Below are 21,302 nucleotides of genomic sequence, written 5' to 3'. Positions count from 1 at the left end.
TCTAAAACTCCTTCGTATTATTTGCATTTAATTAGCTGAGGCAGCTTTTTTGGGCAATCTGCTTTCTATCTTAAGATATCAAATGTGTGGTTTGAGTAGCAAAAGCGCATAAACTCAATTCTCCAGTAACTGTGTGATAGAAAAAAACTATATCAAAATATTAAATTTAAGATTTTAATGAATGATTTTTATTGAATTTTCTATAACATAGCTATATCTTTAGATCATTCACAACCACATTATTAAACAAAAATATTTTTTGTGTTTTAATAAAATTAACCAATATGCAATTTTCGCAGCATGTGGAAGTGAACTCATTTCTTCAGTCCCTAGAATACTCTTATAGGATTCCGGTATTACAGTTTAGACGATTTTTATTTCAGGCTACAGACGAGTTAGACGAGTGCATCAAAAGAGGTACATTGGTTTTTAGTGTTTGTAATGAAGAGTTTTGTGTAATTAAGGTTGTTAAAAACTCTGTTCGTTTGATATTTTTAAATGGTGCTGAGTTATCTGATAATCATAATTTACTTAAGAGTTTTGGTTTAAAATCGAGGTGTATTGAGCTGTATGAATGTAACTCTAAACTAATGGGAATTTTACCAAAATATATTGGTGAATCTATCTCTATTGTAAAGCAGCATACAGAGCTAACTTAGTACATTTTTATTTACTTAAAAGCAATTTAAAACATTTGTAAAAAGGCGATTTTAGTGTAAAAACCTGGTTTTTTATAACAATAATATAGATTTATATCTTTATTGTTGTACATGCAAAAGTTAATGAATTATTCATGTTGAAATTAAAGAAATTGAAGTATTTAGAAGTTTAATAAGAGTACTTTAACTCTAATTATTTAAACAGACTGAATGCTTTTTTTTAGAAAAAATATAAAGAATCAATTGATATCAGGATTCTTTATTTTTATATCACTTCTTGCCCTTATAATTCTCGTCTCTTTTTATTTTCTCTCAGAAGTAAATGAAATTCGGTTTCTAAGTGAAAAGATTCAAAAGGCAGATATTAATAGAATTACATTACATAATCACCATTTATTTTTTATGGAAAATGAGGTATTGGATTCTAATCTTTACATCCAAAAATCTCAGTATGCATTTCTAAATGAGCAAGAGGAAAACCATAAGCAATTAGTAAATGATATAAATGCCATTATTAAAAATAAAGAAGTAAATGGTTTAGAAATTACTGATGAGTTAAATGAGATTCAGAAAGGTATAAAAAACAGCTCGGTTACTTTTCATACTATAGTTGAGAAGCAAATAGAAAAAGGTTTTAAAAATTGGGGAGTGATCGGAGAAATGAGAACACATGCTCATTTTTTAGAGTCCCGAAAATTGATTCCAGAGAATTTACTTTTGAGCTTAAGAAGACACGAAAAAGATTATTTACTTAGAAAAGAAAAGGCATATCAGCAAAATTTAATAGCGCTTAGCAACCAAATACTTAATGGTTTACCTCCAAATGGAGAAGCGGCTAGTGTATTAAAAAGCTATGTGGCTAGTTTCAATAAAATTGTAGTAATTGACGAAGCAATTGGCGATTTCTCTAGCAAAAGAGGGCTTAAATATGAGTTGCTAAACATTATTGCAAAAAATAATGAGACTTTTGAGAGTATTATAAATAAGGCAGAATCATCTCAAAATGAAATTATAACAACACTCAAATTCATCTATATAATTTTTAGTATCATTATAGTTATAACCGGATTATTTTTAGGTTACCTGCTTGCCTACAAAATATCTAAACCTTTAAGAAATCTTGTATTTGAGATCAATAAAACTCTTGGCACTGAAAATAATTTCTATCTACAATTAAATTATAAAAACAATTCGGAAGAAGTTAAAGAGCTACATATGGCTTTTAATAAACTGATGAATAAAATTAATAGGCAGTTTACAGAGATTAGAAAGAATAATGATCAACTTGAGTTACAAAATGATGCTTTAGTAAAAGTAAATAAAGAATTAGATCATTTTGTGTACAGTGCTTCTCATGATCTTAGAGCCCCAATTGTGACTGTAAAAGGTCTCATAGGCTTAATTGAAACCGAAAAAGATGATGAAATAAAGGCTGAATATCTTAATAAAGTAAATGTTAGTTTAGATCGCTTAGACCATTTTATTACAGATATTTTGAGGATATCTAGAAATGCTAGAGTAGTACCAATTTTATCAGAGTTGAATATAAGAAATCTTGTAGAAGAGATTTATGAAAACTACGAGTTTGAGTACCCATTGAAAGATTTTGATAAACTTATAGAGATTGAAAATGAATCTATAAGTATAGTTTCAGATGTACATAGGATAAAGGTAATTCTTGATAATTTAGTGGCTAATAGTCTTAGGTACCATAGAGCCTACTCAGGCAAGCCGTTTGTGAAGATTCATGTAAAAATAGATTCGGATGCTATTTTGGTTAAAGTTAGTGATAATGGCATAGGAATCTTAGACAAAGAGCTTCCTAAAATTTATGATATGTTTTATAGAGCAACAGATTATAAACATGGCTCTGGTTTGGGTTTATATATTGTAAAAGAGATGTTAGATAGGCTTGATGGGGAAATTAATGTAACTTCTAAAGTTGGTAAGGGTACTACTTTTTCAGTCTTGTTTCCTAATAAAGCATCTATTCAAACAAATCAAAATAGATACATTAAGACTACTCAAGGTAGTTTATATACTGATAATTAGTACTTTATTTTTAATAATCTTTATTGATAAAAAAAACTCTATAAAATAGGATAAGCTGAAGTTTTTATGAAAAAATAAATAGTTGGCATTTTTGATGCGTCATAGTTTACCTACAATATTCAATTATTAAAATTCATTATATTAATAAGCTTTAATAATTAAACTAAACTCACGAGTATGCTTCTAAAAAAACTATTCATTTTTTTTACCTTTCTCCCATGTCTCTTATTTGCTCAGCCAGATTTAGAATCTATTGATCAATTGCAGTTTGAAGCTGATTTTATGAAGCAAACTGAATTGGAAATGGTAAGAGAGATAAATCTTGTTCGAGCTAATCCTAGAGAATATTTGCAATTTGTAATGCCATATGTTGAACAGGCACGAAAAAACTACCAAGATGGTAAAGGTGAACAGTCTTATACTTTAATTACTAATTATTACAATGTTGAGGGTAAAGGAAGAATAGAAAGAGTTGATACCGTTTGGTTTAATCCTTATGAAGAAGAATTAAAAGCTGTAAGTACATTAATAAAGAAATTGAAAATGATGCCTTCTCTAAATATGTTAGAACCGCATGAAGGAATCTATAATGCTTCTAAAAAACATGGTGATGATATTGGATCTCATGACTGGATATTAACTCATAGAGGAACTGATGGTTCTTGGCCGAATGATAGAATAAAGGAATTTGCTGCCGAAATGCAGTTTGGAAATGAAAATTTAGCCTGTAAAGGCCCTTCTGCTACAGCTAGAGAAATTGTGATTCAGTTATTAATAGATTCGGGAATTAAAGGTTCGAGGCACCGCTTAAATATATTAAATCCTCAATGGACTCATGTAGCGTGTTACTATGGTGGGTTTCATAATAACCAACACAATTGGATACAAAGTTTTGGGAAGGTTAAATCGGAACAAGCAAAAACGGGATTGCCATAATGGCAATCCCGTTTGTCTTTTACATTAATCTTTCTTGCAATTTCTTGTCAATCTTGGCATCTCTGCCATATATATCTTCAAAAAGCATTAAGTTACCATCTTCATCTATATCGGTTGTCATATAAACAATAAATACATTTACATGATCCTCTAACTGAATAGTTTGAGTTTTTCTGCTTTTTATTTTCTCCGCCAAAGTCTCTTCATCTAATCCTTCTTGACCATTTAATAGTAATATTGCCAATTGATCAGGATACTGAACTCTTACACATCCATGACTATATGCACGTTTTTCCCTTAAGAAAGTAGACTTTGATGGTGTATCATGTAAATAAATACTCCAAGGGTTTGGTATGTTAAACTTGAGAGTTCCCAAGGCATTACCAGGACCTGGTTTTTGTCTAAATCTATAAGTTTGTCTTACAGAAGCATCAGACCAATCTAAACCTTCGGCAGATGCAGAATCGATTACTTGGTTAGTTCCCCAACCGTTAATAACTTCATAATTTTTATCTAGTAAATACTGTGTGTCTTCAGTTACTTTTGGTGCAATCTCATTCTTAGCAATAGAATAAGGAACATTCCAATAAGGATTAACTACAATATTTGTAATGTAACTATCGAAACAGGGAGTTTGAGTTCTTTTAGCACCTGTTACAACATTTTGTTCTGTAATCAATTCACCTCTATTATATAGTTGAAGTTTATAAGTTGGGATATTTACCCATATATACTTATCACCTCTATTTTCTTTTTCTGGAAGCCATTTATAACGCTCAAGGTTTAGCTCGATCTGCCTTATTCTCTCTGATACTGTAATATTCAGGTTTTGGAAAGTGTTTTTCCCAATTTTACCATCTGTAGTAAGACCGTGCCTTTTTTGGAAATGTTTTACACCTGCTTCAACATGGTTATCGAAAACAACTCCATTATAATAGATAGCATCAAGGTCTTTGGAAATGATTAATCTTTCTTTTAATACTTTTACTATATCGCTTGTGTCACCCAATTCAATTTCGGTGATAGAGTCTGGCAGAGTAGGCCATCCACCATGCTTTTCAATAAACTGGTAAGACGATAAATATTCTTGTAATTTTTTATAGGCATCACTTTTAGGTAAAAGCGAATTAAGACCTTTTTCGATATTACCTGTGTATAAGCTTTTTTCCATATGAGCAGGTAAATTGACATATCTTTTGCTAACATTCCAGGCGATACCTTCAATATCTTCTGGTTTAACTATGCCATGTAAATTTATCTCCGCAATATTTAAATAGAGTTGAGAAAGTCTAATTTCAATCGCCCCTAATAGACTAGATTTCTTCCATAAGTCTGTTGGGTTTTGGTTGGTGTATTCAAATAATAAATCGTCAAGCTGCTTATCTATAATTTGAGAAGCATATTCGTGATTTTGTGCATAGTTTATAAGCTCAAGAGCTTTATTATTTAATTGACCATTAGGATTAATCCAAACAGCCTCAAAATATCTATTCTGGTAAAATAAATGTATATCACTTTTATCTTCGGGTTGTATTCCAAATTGTACATTAAGATAATTATTTACCTGAGTGGTAGCATCTTGTCTTAATACAACCTGAGAATAAGAGCTGTTTACAAGCAATGTTGTTAGTGCAAGTATTGTAAAAGTGTTAAAGTAAAATTTCATGAACTGGTTATGCATGGCTAGTAATAATTAGGTATATCCTTATATACGTAAAAACTATAGCCATGTATCAAAATAGCATTTAAACAGCTAAAATATTACATAATAGTCATTTGCTTATTTGTAAGCATAATAAGGGGGGTTATGTGTTTTTTTTGGAATATAATTCTTGCGTATATTAAATTTTTAATTATTTATTCTGTTTTAGTGAGGTAGTTGATTTTAATTATATTAACAAATAATAAAAAATGAAGAAAATATAACATTGTATTTACATTTATTTTTTGAATTTAGGAGATGTGTAATTTTACTTCTGTAGTAGAATCCATTCATTGAATTATTGTATTAATTCAATATAGAATATACCTATTTATAAATTAGACCATTCTCACATATAAATGCTCTATATGCTAGTTTGAGGTAAGTTTTATTTAGAAATCTGACTTTAATTTTTTGAATCAAGAGGGCGTTTTAGGTCTTAAAAAATAACTAGGAGTTCGTTTTATAGTGAAAAGCTACATTGATTTTTCAATCACAGGTTTGGCAGGATATTGCAATATAGAAGAAGCTAAAAATGTAAGATTCTAATATTTTGTATAATAAATTTAAGGTATATATTGCTAAATGCTTCATCTGATTGTCATTACATATTTTAGTGATTTCTATAGAGGCTGAAAGAAATTCCAGTTTATCTACTTTTTTGTAAATTTTTGTCATTTTCCCCAATTAAGCTTACACAGGCTATTTCCTTGCAGTAGCAATCATTCTCAAATATCGAGTACATTATTAGTAAGTTCTGTTTTTTGAAATAACCAACTATGAAAGTTTTTTTTAATATCCTCACTATTTATATCTGCTTTTCAACTATCTGTTTTGCTACTGATAAACTTCAATGGCATAGTGGTAAAATTATCCTAGAAGATAATTCCGAGATAAACGGAGAGATTAGTTACAATTATCGACATGGAGTAATAATGTTGAAAGATGAAAAGGGTATGACAAAAGCTTATTCTGCTGCACAAGCTAGTTATTTTGAATTTTTTGATGACATAATGCAGGTTCCCAGAAGGTATATTTCTTTACCATTTTACTCAGATGCAAATTATGCAAGCCAAATGTTTTTTGAGCTTATTATGGAAGGAGAAATTGCTGTTTTTAGAAAAGAAAAGAAAAATATCAACTTGGAGTTCATCCAACAACATGATAATGACAACTTTACCCGTTATCATGCTTCGTTTGACTATTATTTTTTTGAAAATGGAAAGTTTACTTCTTTAAAAGATTTTTCTAAAAAAATGCTTCCGAAAATTAAGAAGAAGTATGATATAGAAATATCGAATTTTATTGAAGCTAATGAGCTGGATACTACAATAGGTGTTCATGCTATTTTAATTGCTGATTTTTATAACTCCTTAGTTGACGCTGACTACCGTAATTTACAGATGGTACAATCTGTAACTGTCGAGTAGTAACTACTATCCCGCATTTAAGGCTGGAAATATTGGAGGATTACTGTTGGAAAATAGTAATCCTGATACGCTAATGCCTTTCCGCGTCATTTTTTATTTCAAATGAATCCACTATGAAAAGTGTATTGTATGTATTCCTATTAACAAGTGTATTTAATGCAGCCGTTGCCTCTGATCTAACTAAAGAAGAAAACATCTATGAAGGAGAAATTGAATTAAAAAGCAATGAGAGTAAGCAAGGTAAATTTTCTATAAATTACGATTCGGAAGTAGTAACTTTTTTTAATAATGATGGCACTGTAGATGCTTATTCTGCGTATCAGATTTCTTCTATATTTTTCTATGATGATTTTATAAGCCAACCAAGAGTGTTTGTATCTATGCAAATTTCACCAGAAAATAGAAAAGGTGGTAATTATCTTTATGAACTGGTAAAAGTGGGTACAATGGATATTCTTAGAAGACCAGAAAAGAATTTAAATACCAACAAAATTGCCACTTTACCTTTAGGTCCAAGAGTTCATCAGTTCGATAAAAAATTTGAGTATTATATTTTTTATAAGGGAGATTTAATACCAATGAAAAACTTTATGAGTTCGGTTTTTCCTATACTCAATAAGGAAATGGATGCAGATCTAAACAATTATGCTAAGAGAAGAAATCTCAATTTAAATGATAAATTGCAGCCACTAATCCTTATTGAATATTTTAATGCAGTGAGTAAAAACTCATTGAAATTTGCTAAAGCTTCTGTGGAATAAAATGCTTATTAAGAGCGTATACCTCTAACTCTAAATTACTAGCATCTGATTTTATTAATTTTTTTTTATAACTACTGCTAATTACTTTAATCAGATGCATTTTACCACTATCAGTTTTTTTACAAATAGCATAATAAGCAGGAAACAAAGCCTTATCCTTTGTTTTAGGATGTTTCCACTTAACTAAATAACTATCAGTTTTCTTTTTAACTTTTACGTTTTTAGGTTGCTTAGGTAATGGCAGACTTTTCCATTCCATAATCGGAGGCAAAGCTTTTTGTGCATAGAATCCTGTTCGCAAGCTATCTGCAAAACTATTAGGATTTAACAATACCTGCTTTGCACTAAAATAAATACTGCCTTTTACATGATCTTTTAAGCTTCTATTAACACGAATCTGATTTGGCATTTCAGAAGGGTTATACCATGCTGAGTCATAATTGTTATTTATTTTATAAACAGCATGGCCGGCATAAATGTGTCTGTTAAATGAGTTATCAGACCACCATTTTGCAAGGGTATCATATGCAGCAGGTTTAAAGCCAATTGCCCAATAAAGTTGTGGTGCAATGTAATCTACCCAGCCCTTTTCTAGCCATTTTCTTGTATCTGCGTATAACGAATCATAAGCAGGAGCTCCTGCTTTGGTAGATGAACCTAGCGAATCGCTTTCTGCATTTCTCCAAACACCAAAAGGGCTAACTCCAAATTTTACTTCAGGTTTATTTCGGTCAATTACTTCTTTAGTTTTGATGATTAATTCATCCACGTTATACCTGCGCCATGCTGCTTTATCATTAAAATTACTGCCATATTTTGCAAAAGTTGCATCGTCTGGAAATGGTTGGCCTTTGTATGGATAAGGATAAAAATAATCGTCGTAATGGATACCATCTATCTCGTAGTTTTTAAGAACATGGTCAAGTAGTTTGCCTAAATATTCTCTTACCTCTGGAATACCTGGGTTTAATACGGTGCCTTTTCCATAGTTTATGATCCATTCTGGATGTTGGTGATGCAAGTTCTTTTTATGGTTAGGTATTTTACTGCTATCTCTCTCAACTCTGTACGGATTTACCCAAGCATGTAACTCCATGCCTCTATCATGGCAAGCTTTTACCATAAATTTTAATGGGTCATAACCAGGTTTTTTACCTTGTTCACCTTTTAACCACTCTGCCCAAGGTTCATCTTTTGCTTTGTATAGGCGGTTTCCATTTGGTCGAATTTGGAAGAATACAGCATTCATACCAATAGATTGGAAATAATCTAGCTGCTTTTCCATCTCTTCTTTCTGTATCTTCACTTTTAAACCAGACTTACTTGGCCAGTCTATATTTAATACTGTAGCAATCCATACACCTCTCATTTCTCTTTCAAACAGAGGTTCTTGAGCATATATGTTATTGTTTAGAAGTAGAATTGTTAAAAGAGAATAGAAAGTTGATTTTTGAAAAAATTGATTTGTAAGTATAGCAAGGCTGTTCTTTTGTCGAAAATTGTTCAATGTGTTTTGGTTAGATTGAAAAATAATATTTTTATACATAGTTAGCGTGTTAGGTTTATTTGGCAAAATGTTTTGGCTCTTAAAGAATTAATTGACACAACGAAACCATAAAGATTTTCTTAGAGTTTCAATTTAAATTACTGTACCAATCTGCATTTATCATTTCATAAACTTATCTGAATATGGATAATAAGTTGATAAGGAAATACTTTGAAAGTGGAGACATATCATCAATAAATACAGCTTTAAAAACTTATCCAGAAATAAAAGATAAGTTTATAAAGTTTGGTTTTGTCAACCAACATGCTGTTCATCCATTACACTTTGCTTGCGACTGTGTTTTTGAAAATAAAATCGATGAATCTACCGCTCTAGAGATTTGTAAATTGTATATCGCAGCAGGTTGTGATGTAAATGGTAATGCAAAGAATTTAAAAGATACTCCACTTATTGCTGCAATCAGCCTATATTGCGATTCGGTTGCTAAACTTTTTATAGACCATAAAGCTAATTTAAGCCATCATGGTACACATGGTGGAACTGCTTTACATTGGGCCGCATGGATGGGCGCATTATCAATAGCTAAAATACTATTAGCAAAAGGTGTAAATTTGGATGTGAAAGATAATGATTTTGGAGCTACTCCAATTCATTGGGCAATAAATGGGATTACACATTTTGGAGAGAAACAGCGAGAGCAAAAACAAATTATTGAAACACTCTTACAAGCAGGAGCTAAGCCCGAAGTTGTTGATAATTCAAATAAAACTCCATATGAAATTGCTGAAAATGCTGCTTTATCCGATATTTCAGGCTTAATTAAAAAATATCTTAAATAAGCCATTGTTCTAACAATTCAATCTTGAAATATTAATATATTTTCAAGTGTTGTTTAACATTTTTGTGATTTAACCTGTGATTATGATTGTATTCAGGTGTTTTTTAAACTTTATATTATTTTATTTTTTCATTTCAATTGGGATCTTGCAAGCACAAACAGCAGTGCAAGCAGGTGATTATATCAACAGTAATCAATATGAAAAGGCATATGAGCTAATCGTGAGTGATGTAAACTATAGGAGTGATGCCTATCTGCAATACTTATTAGGCTTGTGTTATCTCCAGTCTAACGATTCAAAAAATGAAGCAAGTGCCTGTTTTTTAAAAGCTTTTGATGCCAAAGAAAATAAAAATGATACTCGTATACCTGGCGAGGTTTATTATTATTTGGGTATAAGCCAACATTATAATGGCGACTTTTTAGGTGCTAGTAATTATATAGCAGATTATCTAAATTTCCATAAGAAAATTTACAACGATACTTCAAATAGCTTTTATCGACAAGCTTCATATATGTTAGATATTTGTAGAGGAGCTGTGGATTTATACAATAGTTTTCAACTTAAAAATACAACAGCTAGACCGTTAGATTTCCCTCTAAACTCTTCTTACAACGATTTTTATCCTGTTATTCCGAGTATTAGTAGTCAGTTGATGTATTCATCTGACAGACGAACCGATTTTCATGTAGTAGACTTTGGTCAAGGCATTGTGTTTATTCCTCCATCAAAAAAATCAGTTGGTTATAATGTATTTTATGGATTAAAAAATGATGAAGATTCAGTTTGGGATGTGCAAGCAGACCAGATAAACTTTGGATATAATTATGTAGCACCGGTTTCATATTCTAGCGATGGAAATACTTTGTTACTGTTAGCTGGAGAAACCAAAGAAAGTTGTAAGCTTTTTAAGTTAGATAAGAAAAATGGGGCGTGGCAGACTCCGGAATTATTACCAGAATCTATTAACGACCTTACATCAAATATCAATGGTGCTTGCTTATCTGCTAATGGCAATCATATATATTTTTCCAGCAATAGGGCTGGAGGGCTTGGAGGCTACGATATTTATTGGACATATAAAGTAGGAGATAATTGGGCAAAACCAGAAAACCTAGGTAGACCAATAAATACAAATAGAAACGAAATAACTCCATATGTATCTGCCAATATGGAAGATTTGTATTTTAGTTCAGATGGGCATAGAACATTGGGTTATTACGATATTTTTATCTCAAAAAGAGAAGGTTCTGCTTGGTCGCATCCTACTAATATGGGTTTCCCTATCAATAGTACCTATAACGATATTTGTTACACTCGATCTTCTGATGGAGAGAAAGAATTGTTTTCTTCAGATAGAGAAGTATTTATTAGCCAAGAAGCCTCTATTTTAGGAAATGCTAATAAAAATGAATTCGAATCAAATGTTTATACCCATGGTAATTACGATATCTTCGAAGTAAAACGCGACCAAGAAGTAATGCCATTGTGCATCGTATATGGAAAACTTTCAATAAAGAAAGATGGTAATAAAGTGCCATTTTTAATGAGAGTAATTAGTGCATCTGATAAAGTGTATCAGCCATTTGTGTTCGAACCTAAAGCCGATGATGATAAATATTTTATGGTGCTCCCGGGAGATGGTTCTTATAGCATGGATATCATCTTTGCTTATGATTCTGTAGAGAAACAAACGCCAATGAATACCATTCAGCACTTTCCTGTTTACGATACGCTTTACGACTTTCAGTTTACTGTTCCTGTTAATTCTTATCAATATGAGTTTAATGCAAATGTAGAGATTAATACTACTGAGGTGTTTGGTAGCATAATTCAAAAAGATGTAAAAGGCACCAACAATAGCTTTAATGTTACCAATGTAGATGAAGTAGGTATTGAGAAAAAGCTTCGTGAGATCAGATTAGATGCCTTGGTATTAATTATGGATAAAATGACTGATCTCGGCAAAAAAGAATTGTTTGATGAGTTTGGAAGTATAGAACAGAAAATAGAATATGAGATAAGTTCTCAGGCAATGGAGCCAGATCCTACCTTTGCTAATCTGATGAATAACATGGAAATGGGGTTTGAAACGGGAGATAGAAGTTATTTTATTGGTTTAACAGAAGTAATGAGGCACAAAGACGGTATCAGTTTTAAACCTAAAGAAATTACTGTAAGTCAGAATTCTAATGTTCTTTTTACTAATAGGAATAAACTAACAGATGAAGCTAAAAGAGATTTACAAAAACTAGCCGATTGGATTAAAGATGATCCTGAAAGCAAAGTTGAAATTGTATATAATGGAGATATAAATTCTAATGACGATCAAAAGAGGTTAGAGGAAATTATGAGCTTTATGAAAAGTAAAAAAGCCAAAATTGAACAGATAACTGGTTATATGCTGAGCGAATATCCTGTTAATCAAGATCGTTTGATTAAATTTACACTTAAGAAATAGTGTTTTTAAAACTAGAAATTAGAATATCAATATTAAATTGATATATTTATTTAAACAATTGGGCTGTATTTACCATATATATTATTGAACAAGAAAGATAAACCCAAATTATTTATTTTGATTACTGATTTAAAATGGAATTCAGTTAATTTGAGGTAAAAATCCATTAAAATTCTGAAATTCAATCAGAACTGAAAAGGTTCTGATAACTAACAACTAAAATATTAAGTATTGACCAGAAAATATTTTTTTATCTATTGTGCTGGAAAGAAAGCGGTATTACTTTGGTTGATCTTGCTATTACCTTGTTTTGCTAAAGCGCAATACACCGAATATCAAATAAAAGGAGCAATGGTTTACAATTTCGCCAAATATGTAACCTGGCCCAAACAAATTTTTGGTAACAACAAAATGATTGTGGCTGTGTTAGGCGATAATCCTTTTGGTGAAGATCTGGAAAGAATAGTTGCATCAAGAAAAGCAAACGATAGAAATATCGAGATTAGGTACGGAAGAACTATAAAAGACATAAAGGGTTCTCATGTTGTATTTTTTTGCAGATCAGAAGAATCGCTGATAGAAGAAATTTTGGAAGATTATAACTCCAAGTTTATTCTAACAATAGGCGACGATATAGAAAACTTTTGTGAATTAGGCGGAATCATCAATTTGTCTTATAAAGGGAGCCGGCCTTCGTTTTCAATTAATATTGAAGCAGCACAAAAAGCTGGCCTTATAGTAGATACTAAACTACTCCAACTTGCCGAAGAATTTATTGGCTACGAACGATGATTAATCAGATATTAAATAGATTTCAGAGACGACCTATTAAGGAGCAATTAATGATAATTATCATTATTATCAGTTTGTTTTCCTTCATATTCTCTTTTTTCCTGTTTATAACCTACGATTTTTACAATTATCACACAGATAAAAGAAAAGAATTACAGAGTCTAGCAAACCTAATCGGTCGAAACAATACCGTTTTTAGCGATTTTACAGACCTTTTAGAAACCTATTCTGTTCCGGCACAACAAGATTTATATAAAGTGCTTCCCTCCAGACCAACTATTATTTACGGAACTGTATTCGATAAGAATAATACTGTTTTCGCTTTTTACGATAGAAATTTACTAGATACTTTACTTGAAAAACAGGGACTTTCTCTTAATTTTTCAAATGAACTAGAAGTACCCGATTCTTCAGAAGTTGGCAAAGATTCTTACTTCGATTTCGATATAAGCACCCTCGCAGAAAATGCCGCTACAAATCGCTTTAGTACAAATGCGCAGTTGGTGCTAAAATCAAGTGAGTATAATCCGTCTAACGAGGCTGATACAGAAATTCATCAAGAAGGCTTCTTTACTAATTTAACTTATTATGGAGAGATTTTCATAGATCAGGGATATATGGATATCTACGAGCCTATTTTTGATAAGTCAGGTTCGAGAGTGGCTACTGTGTTTCTTAGAGAGTCATTAGATGCTTCGTATGCTAGGTATTACAGGTATATGTTTATTATCGGTTTTATCCTCTTATTAACTGCTGGAATCATTGTCCCTTTTGCAGTTGTAATGCAGCGGAGTGTGTCTGAACCTGTATTAATGCTGGCGAGATTTACCAAGAAAATTTCAGAAAACAGCAATTATGGTGAGCGCTTCCAAAACATCGCCAAAAATGAAATTGGTACGCTACAAAAAGGTATCAACGAAATGCTCGAAGTAATTGAGTTTAGAGAGAAGGAATTAATTAAAGCAAAAAACCGTGCAGAACAATCTGCCAGAGCAAAAGAAGACTTTTTGGCTAATATGAGTCATGAGCTTAGAACTCCCCTAAACGGAGTTACTGGTATGGCTCAGGCACTACAAGATAGTGATTTGAGTAATCAGCAGCATACTTGGGTTAAAATGCTTAAATCTTCTGCTGCAATTTTAATGGAACTGATTAACGATGTATTAGATATATCTAAAATCGAATCGGGTAAACTTAAAATTGATTCTGCCCCAATTGAAATTGAAAATATCATTGATACAGTAGTTGAAAGCAATAAACCAAAGTTTCATGAAAAAGGCTTGCTTGTTACTATAGATGTTGATGAAAATACACCTGAGTTTGTAATGGGTGATCATTTAAGGCTCAGCCAAATTTTAATGAATTTGCTCAATAATGCTATCAAATTTACCCAAATGGGTTTTATAGCAATTGGTAATAAAATTATAAAAGAAGATGAGCATGAAATCCAGATAAGGTTTTATGTAAAAGATACAGGAATTGGTATTTCTAAAGAAAACTTTAATAAAATCTTCCAGAATTTTACGCAAGAAAAGAGCGATACAACCAGATTATATGGAGGTACAGGTTTAGGACTGAGTATTTGCAAATCGCTAGTTGAAATGCAAGGAGGTAAAATGGATTTGGAAAGTGAAGTAGGGCAGGGCAGTACTTTTTCTTTTGAGTTATCATTTAAGAAAATTGCTAAGGAAAAAATCCCGGAAATTAGAAAAGAGATTCTTTCTAAAAAGAAAGACTTGATTCCTTTCGAACATACTTGCAAGATTCTAGTTGCCGAAGATAATGAGACCAACCAGATTGTTGTAAAGACATTCCTCGATCAATGGAATGTAGATGTGGATATGGTAGAGAATGGTTTAATTGCGGTTGAAAAACTTAAGCAGTTCGATTATGATATGGTTTTAATGGATGTACATATGCCAGAAATGGATGGTTATACTGCAACTAAAACTATAAGATCGATGGCAAATCCTCAAAAAAGTAAGATTGCTATTATTGCCATGACGGCCGCTGTGTTGCAAGGGGAATCCGAAAAATGTTTTGCTTCAGGTATGGACGATTACATTTCTAAACCGCTAGATAAGCAAATCCTTTATGAGAAAATTCAAAACCATTTACCAGAAACATGGAAATCGTAAAAGCGAATCTTTCACATCTTCATTTAATTACTCCTTTATTTGATGCCTACAGACAGTTTTACAGACAAAAAAGCGATTTAGAAGCTGCTGAAAAGTTTGTGAAAGAAAGAATTGAAAAAGACGAATCAATCATTTATCTGGCAATGGAAGCTGAGAATGTTGCTTGTGGATTTACGCAGCTTTATCCTGTTTTTTCTTCTGTTTCGATGAAAAGAGCTTGGCTACTAAATGATTTGTATATAGATGAAAATCACAGAAGCAAAGGTGTCGCTTCACAACTTTTGCAAGCAGCAGTGAAGCTGGGTAAAGAAACCGAATCTGCTTTTGTATTTTTGGAGACAGAATCCATCAATAAAAATGCGCAGGAAGCATATGTAAAAAATGGTTTTATTAAAACCGATAATCACTTTTATTTCTATACTGTTTAGTTATCAAACTTATTTAAAATCTATTGTACCATCGTAGTCTACAGGTACTTTAAAATTGAAACCAGCAGCTTTAAAACTTACTTGTCCTTCGTAAGTAACTTTTAATTCTCTTTTGTTCTGGATAATCGCTAGTGTAGAAAGCAGGTTGTCAAAAATCTTTTTTGTAGGAAAACTTATCTCAATCGGAAGTTTAAATTCCTTTCTGCCATTTATTTTTGAGCTTTTGGTTTGCTTAAAATGGTTTACATCAATATCATTAACACTTATATTAATGTCGATTTCATTTAATGTAATTGAAACTCTGTTTGGGTTGTATAAAACAGCATCTGCTGTTAATATAATTTCATCTTTGCTGAATTTTTGGATGCTCAGATTTTCAATTGACCTGAACTCAGGGTCCTGATAAATCTTGCAAGATGTTACCAAAAAGATAACTGGCAGATATAAAAGGATTAACTTTAGCTGGGATATTTTGACAGAATTAACCATGATTACCTAAACACAAATTTGAATGAGAAATTCCTTTTTAAGAAAGAATAACAATCAGACTTTAAACTAATAAACCGTGAATATATGCAAAAAATGGAAAAACTAATTTGGGGAGTAATTGGTGTTGGAAATGTTTGTGAGAAAAAAAGTGCTCCCGGCTTACAAAAAGTAGAACACTCTGAGATTAAAACTGTAATGAGGCGAAATGTGGAGAAAGCAGCCGATTTTGCGCAAAGACACAATGTGCCCAACTATACAGGTAATGCAGAAGATATTTTAAATGACCCTGAAATTAACGCGGTTTATATTGCAACTCCTCCTTCATCACATACAGAATTAGCGTTAAAAGCAGCGGCAGCAGGTAAAATTACCTATGTAGAAAAACCTATGGCTAATAGTTTCGAAGAATGCCAGCAAATGGTAGATGCTTTTAAAGAAGCGGATTTACCACTGTTTGTTGCCTATTACAGAAGAGCTTTGCCTAATTTTTTGAAGATTAAAGAATTAGTAGATAGCGGAACAATTGACGAGGTAAGAACAGTAAATATTCAGTTCTACCAACCACTAAAAAAAGTTGATCTTAATAAAGATCAGTCAAACTGGAGGGTTGATCCAGACATTGCAGGTGGCGGTTATTTTAACGATCTGGCTTCTCACCAATTAGATTATCTCGATTATTTGCTTGGCCCAATAAAAACGGCAACTGGTATTAAAGCCAATCAGTCTGGTGCATACGAAGCAGAAGATATTGTGAGTGCCAACTGGGTGTTTGAAAATGGTGTAATTGGTAATGGAATTTGGTGTTTTAGCACGGCTGAAATTGCCAGAAAAGATTATACAATTATAATAGGAGACAAAGGCACTATTGAATACGAGACTTTTGGAAATGGTGATGTAATATTAAAAACAAATGATAATAGAGAGGAGGTTTTCCATTTTCAGATGCCAGAACACATTCAGCAGCCTTTAATCCAAAAGATGGTGAATGAACTAAGAGGGGAGGGAGAATGCCCAAGTACGGGAACAAGTGCAGCAAGAACCAATGCAGTAATGGATATGATTCTAAAATGATTATAAAAAATAAGAGGCTGCCAAGAGCAGCCTTTATTCTTTAAACTAAATTAACTGCCATTTGTATATTACAGCGGTCATATGGGGTGGGTCTTCCGGGAACCTTTTTAAAACCCAACTTATGATACAAATTGATTGCAGGTTTTAATATGGTATTACTATCGAGGAATACGCTGGAAGCTCCAAGTTCTTTGGCTTTATTTAATACTGCATTTCCAAGAAGCCAGCCTAAACCTTTGCCTTGTGCTTTTGGCGAAACAGCCATTTTGGCAAGCTCATAATCATATTCAGGATCATCCATTTTAATAAGTGCACATACGCCCAAAGGCACATCGTCATACAATGCCACAAAGATGTATCCACCATGATCCAAAATATAATTTTCAGGATTATCAAGTGCTTTATAATCAGCGTCTTCCAGTTGAAAGTAAGTAGAAATCCATTCAACATTCAGTTGCTTAAATGCTGCTTGATATTTTGGTGAGTATTCTACTATTTGTATTTTTTCGCTTTCTCTCTGCTTCTTTTGTTCCAACACACGACGGTAAAGATTCTTTTGCTCTAGCAAATATTCCCATTCTCCAATTGCCTCCCAAAGGTCGTTGAGTGCCTGAGAAGATAAATCATTAATCGCATTATTCAAGTCAGTGTATTGGTCTTGAATTTTTTCTGAGACCTCTTTTCCAGTAGCTGAAAGCTCTACTACATTCCTTCTACCATCATCTTTGTCTTTCTTTTCTTGTACAACACCAGCCTTAGCCATTTCTCTCACAATTTTAGAGACGGATGGGTGAGAGTGCCCAATTTCTTTAGCAATTACTGTAACCGATTTTGCTTCACAATTGGAAAGGGCATAATAAACTGGAAACCATTTAGGTTGCATATCGACACCGTATAAATTGTAAATTTTGCCAGCATCTTCTGTGATTTTTTCAGTAAGTATTCGGAGTCTACTACCGATAGCTATTTTACCAACTTGATTAAAAAAGTCCATTGTTAAATTATTTACGTAACTGGTTACGTAAATATGAACTTTAAAATTGAATTAGTCAATAACCAAGATGAAATAATTTAAAAATGTGGGAGAAGTTTGCGAGAAAAAGCAAGGCACAAGTAGCTTAAGACTACTTATGCTTATTTAGATACTCGTGAATGGCAGAAAAATCGAGCCTTCCCATGCCATTGTCTGTAGCTTCTTTGTATAAAGTTTTGGCGAGGCTAGCAAGGTAAATAGGTTGATCTAATTCTTTGGCGGTTACTTCTGCCAAGTGTAAATCTTTATGCATCCACTCCAAAGGAAACTGAACTTCGTAATTGCTGTCTTTTACCATTTCTGCTTTGGCTTTTGTAAATGGGGCAGAAACAGGCAAGTTAGGAATAGCATTTAATAGAAAATCTCTAGAAATTCCCATTTTCTCACCGAGTAAAACACTTTCAGAGAAGATCACCATCGATTGGGCTAGCATCATATTCACAAGCATTTTAAAAGCACTGCCTTTACCAGTTTCTCCAATGTTGAGCACTTTACTGCCCATTTTTTCGAGCAGGTATTTTACCTCTTTCAATAGGGCAGGTTCAGCACCTACAAAAAATGCTAGAGCAGCAGCTTCGGCTTGTGGTTTGGAGCCAGCTACTGGTGCATCCATAAACCTAATGCCTTTTTCATTGGCTTTTTTGCCTGCATACTCACTAAACGAAGGATTTACAGTTGAGCAATCTATCCAGATTGCGTAGGGTTTCATCTTGCTCAATGCAGCTCCTTCTTTAATAAAACATTCTTCTACAACTTCTGGTGTCGATAACATACTAAACACTATATCAGCATCTTTCACAGCTTCTTCTATACTTGTAGCTACTTGTGCCCCTAATTCAGCGAGTTCTTCTGCTGCTTTTTGAGTTCGGTTGTAAACAGTAAGTTGGATATTGTTTTTTAATAAGTTAGCAGCCATTCTGCTTCCCATTATTCCAAGTCCAATAAATGAAATTTTCATAAATGTTTGATGTGTTTTTAAATGATCGTTTAGGCAAAAGTGTAGATTGCTATTTAAGCAAACTATTTGATTTCAGTCAGAAATAGCATTTTTCCGTCAAAATATTAAACCTGTAGATAGGTCTTGTGTTTATAGAGGATGTTTAGCTTTGGTGTTTCCTTTTCTTAACTATAAGTTTAATGAGTTGCTCACCAGATTAAATAAAGAATAGCATGAGGAGTTACATATTCTTCACTGCCTTTTAGAGAAGTAGATATTGTGAGATTCTTTTCAAATATTTCTTCACTCCAAGAAATGTAAATCATAGTGGATTTAAGTTTTAATTTTATTAAAATAAAAAAATAACTCAAAAATATATACGACTGGTCTATTTATTTATATATTTACCACATGAAAACAGAAGTGAGGGATAGAATTTTAGATATTGGAGTCGATATTATTGCCAAGAAAGGCTATAATGGTATTGGTATAATGGAGGTTTTAAATGAAGCGAAAATACCAAAGGGTTCTTTCTATCACTATTTTAAGAGTAAAGAAGACTTTGGAGTGAAGGTGATTGAAAGATATTCTGAGAGTACTCTTCAATATATAAGTTCATTTCTTGCAGATGCAACCTTAAGTCCATTACAACGCATATTCGCCCTTTTTGATGATGTTCAAAAATTATATATGCAAAGAGAGTTCAAAGAAGGCTGTTTACTAGGGAATAGCAGTACTGAGCTTGGAGGTCAAAAAGTTTGTTTTTCAACTGTCTTAGAACGCGAATTTTTGAATATGGAAAACACACTTATTAAGTGTTTGAAAGAAGCTAAAGACCAAGGTGAATTAAAAACGAACATGCCTACCGAGGAATTAGCCAGCTTTATTGTAAACAGTTGGGAAGGAGCAATTTTGAGAATGAAGGTTAGCAAAAGCTTAGAACCAATAAAATCTTTTATTAAATTTTTAAAAGTACAAATACTCATATAAAATTTTTTTGCCCTATTAATAGACGACCGGTCTAATTTATATTTACCAAATACTTTATGCTTTTGATCAAGAAATAATGAATGCAGTAAGCTAGGAAATAAGGAGAACATGCATTGTCACAATTAGATATGCTGAACGCTTTCCACTGAAAGCCCCAAGCTTAGATTTAAGAAATTCAACCAAAAACCAATTATATAAATAAAGTTAACAGAGATGAAAAAAACAGTATTAATTACAGGAGCAAGCAGAGGAATTGGCTTGCTAACCTCAAAAACATTGGCAAAAGCAGGATTCCGAGTTTTTGCAGCAATAAGAGACATAAAAGGTAGAAACAAAGCTGTTGTACAGGCCTTAAATGATTATGCAGAGCAAAATGACGTACAAATTAGCGTAATAGAGATGGATGTTACCAACGAAGTTTCGGTAAATAGAGCCATTGAAAAGCTCGAGCAAACCAATGCTATTGATATCGTTATAAATAATGCTGGAATTATGCCTGTTGGTCTAACTGAGGCATATACAATGGATGATTATCAAAAGTGTATGGTCCTGTACGTACAATGAGGGCTGCTCTTCCATTTATGAGAAAGAGAAAATCGGGCTTGTTTATAAACATTAGTTCAAATGCAGGTCGAATTGCAATTCCATACTTCGGAGTTTATTGTGCCAGTAAGTTTGCGCTAGAGGCTTATACAGAAGCGCTTCATTATGAAGTAGAACCTTTTGGAATTGAAGCTATTTTGGTAGAGCCTGGTGGACATGGAACTGATTTGGTTTCAAATCCTCCTGCCCCTTCTGATGAGAAAGTATTAACAGAGTATGGTGATTTAACCCAAGGTAGAGATAAACTTATAGGCATGTTTCAAGGGATGTTTGCACAACAAGATGCTTCGACAGATGCTCAAAATGTGGCCAACAAAATACTTGAATTAATAGAAATGGAAAAGCCACGCCCAATGCGTACTACGGTTGGTCATAATATGGGAATCGACAAAATCAATAAGGAAAGTGAGATTGCTCAAGTTGAACTTATAGGTATGCTCAAACCTGTTTATTCCAGTAATTAGCAAAACTCTT

At 32.6% G+C, this 21,302-nt stretch carries 17 protein-coding genes and 1 pseudogene; 13 read left to right on the top strand and 5 right to left on the bottom strand.

Features of this window, described 5'->3' with window-relative positions:
- Positions 1-284: 284 nt before the first annotated feature.
- From OQ292_RS02785 to OQ292_RS02775, 3 genes are all read left to right on the top strand, one after another.
- Positions 285-659 (top strand): DUF1801 domain-containing protein, encoded by a 375-nt coding sequence (locus OQ292_RS02785; RefSeq protein ID WP_284684525.1) that lies wholly within the window; start codon positions 285-287, stop codon positions 657-659.
- A 402-nt stretch (positions 660-1,061) separates the two neighbouring features.
- Positions 1,062-2,711 (top strand): sensor histidine kinase, encoded by a 1,650-nt coding sequence (locus OQ292_RS02780; RefSeq protein WP_284684524.1) that lies wholly within the window; start codon positions 1,062-1,064, stop codon positions 2,709-2,711.
- Between the two features lie 177 nt (positions 2,712-2,888).
- Entirely contained in the window at positions 2,889-3,647 is a 759-nt protein-coding gene (locus OQ292_RS02775) for a CAP domain-containing protein (RefSeq protein WP_284684523.1), read from the top strand.
- A 19-nt stretch (positions 3,648-3,666) separates the two neighbouring features.
- On the opposite strand, the gene OQ292_RS02770 is transcribed toward OQ292_RS02775, so the two are convergent.
- On the bottom strand, positions 3,667-5,313 hold the full coding sequence (locus tag OQ292_RS02770; protein WP_284684522.1) for a L,D-transpeptidase family protein: 1,647 nt from the start codon (positions 5,311-5,313) through the stop codon (positions 3,667-3,669).
- Positions 5,314-6,128: 815 nt separating this feature from the next.
- Between OQ292_RS02770 and OQ292_RS02765 the strand changes: the two genes are divergently transcribed.
- Together OQ292_RS02765 and OQ292_RS02760 are read left to right on the top strand one after the other, a co-directional pair.
- Positions 6,129-6,779, top strand: a complete 651-nt coding sequence (locus OQ292_RS02765; RefSeq protein ID WP_284684521.1) for a hypothetical protein — start codon at positions 6,129-6,131, stop codon at positions 6,777-6,779.
- A 113-nt stretch (positions 6,780-6,892) separates the two neighbouring features.
- Complete coding sequence (locus OQ292_RS02760; RefSeq protein ID WP_284684520.1) at positions 6,893-7,540, top strand: hypothetical protein; 648 nt, start codon at positions 6,893-6,895, stop codon at positions 7,538-7,540.
- Here OQ292_RS02760 and OQ292_RS02755 read toward each other — a convergent pair.
- On the bottom strand, positions 7,521-9,047 hold the full coding sequence (locus OQ292_RS02755; protein ID WP_284684519.1) for a glycoside hydrolase family 10-like protein: 1,527 nt from the start codon (positions 9,045-9,047) through the stop codon (positions 7,521-7,523). The genes OQ292_RS02760 and OQ292_RS02755 overlap by 20 nt on opposite strands.
- A gap of 182 nt (positions 9,048-9,229) precedes the next feature.
- Between OQ292_RS02755 and OQ292_RS02750 the strand changes: the two genes are divergently transcribed.
- From OQ292_RS02750 to OQ292_RS02730, 5 genes are all read left to right on the top strand, one after another.
- Positions 9,230-9,886 (top strand): ankyrin repeat domain-containing protein, encoded by a 657-nt coding sequence (locus OQ292_RS02750; RefSeq protein WP_284684518.1) that lies wholly within the window; start codon positions 9,230-9,232, stop codon positions 9,884-9,886.
- Between the two features lie 145 nt (positions 9,887-10,031).
- Positions 10,032-12,347: a hypothetical protein gene (locus OQ292_RS02745; protein WP_284684517.1), complete on the top strand. Its 2,316-nt coding sequence runs from the start codon at positions 10,032-10,034 to the stop codon at positions 12,345-12,347.
- Positions 12,348-12,578: 231 nt separating this feature from the next.
- A complete protein-coding gene (locus OQ292_RS02740) occupies positions 12,579-13,139 on the top strand; it encodes a YfiR family protein (protein ID WP_284684516.1) in 561 nt (186 codons plus the stop codon).
- A 50-nt stretch (positions 13,140-13,189) separates the two neighbouring features.
- A complete protein-coding gene (locus OQ292_RS02735) occupies positions 13,190-15,277 on the top strand; it encodes an ATP-binding protein (protein ID WP_284684515.1) in 2,088 nt (695 codons plus the stop codon).
- Entirely contained in the window at positions 15,265-15,705 is a 441-nt protein-coding gene (locus OQ292_RS02730; RefSeq protein ID WP_284684514.1) for a GNAT family N-acetyltransferase, read from the top strand. Before OQ292_RS02735 ends, OQ292_RS02730 begins: the two co-directional genes overlap by 13 nt.
- A gap of 9 nt (positions 15,706-15,714) precedes the next feature.
- Here the strand turns inward: OQ292_RS02730 and OQ292_RS02725 are convergent, their stop codons facing one another.
- Positions 15,715-16,194, bottom strand: coding sequence for an LEA/WHy family protein (locus tag OQ292_RS02725; RefSeq protein ID WP_284684513.1), 480 nt, complete (start codon positions 16,192-16,194; stop codon positions 15,715-15,717).
- 93 nt (positions 16,195-16,287) lie between these two features.
- Between OQ292_RS02725 and OQ292_RS02720 the strand changes: the two genes are divergently transcribed.
- Positions 16,288-17,265, top strand: coding sequence for a Gfo/Idh/MocA family protein (locus OQ292_RS02720; RefSeq protein WP_348970601.1), 978 nt, complete (start codon positions 16,288-16,290; stop codon positions 17,263-17,265).
- Positions 17,266-17,305: 40 nt separating this feature from the next.
- Here OQ292_RS02720 and OQ292_RS02715 read toward each other — a convergent pair whose 3' ends face one another.
- Both OQ292_RS02715 and OQ292_RS02710 read right to left on the bottom strand, forming a co-directional pair.
- A complete protein-coding gene (locus OQ292_RS02715) occupies positions 17,306-18,259 on the bottom strand; it encodes a bifunctional helix-turn-helix transcriptional regulator/GNAT family N-acetyltransferase (RefSeq protein WP_284684511.1) in 954 nt (317 codons plus the stop codon).
- 130 nt (positions 18,260-18,389) lie between these two features.
- On the bottom strand, positions 18,390-19,256 hold the full coding sequence (locus OQ292_RS02710; RefSeq protein ID WP_284684510.1) for an NAD(P)-dependent oxidoreductase: 867 nt from the start codon (positions 19,254-19,256) through the stop codon (positions 18,390-18,392).
- A gap of 390 nt (positions 19,257-19,646) precedes the next feature.
- Here OQ292_RS02710 and OQ292_RS02705 point away from each other — a divergent pair, with 390 nt between their 5' ends.
- Complete coding sequence (locus tag OQ292_RS02705; protein ID WP_284684509.1) at positions 19,647-20,225, top strand: TetR/AcrR family transcriptional regulator; 579 nt, start codon at positions 19,647-19,649, stop codon at positions 20,223-20,225.
- A 213-nt stretch (positions 20,226-20,438) separates the two neighbouring features.
- Positions 20,439-21,292, top strand: a pseudogene (locus tag OQ292_RS41080) (SDR family oxidoreductase).
- Positions 21,293-21,302 lie beyond the last annotated feature (10 nt).

The organism is Chondrinema litorale (assembly GCF_026250525.1).
GTDB lineage: Bacteria > Bacteroidota > Bacteroidia > Cytophagales > Flammeovirgaceae > Chondrinema > Chondrinema litorale.
The sequence above is the reverse complement of the archived record's forward strand: the minus strand, read 5'-3'. Positions and strand labels throughout refer to the sequence as shown.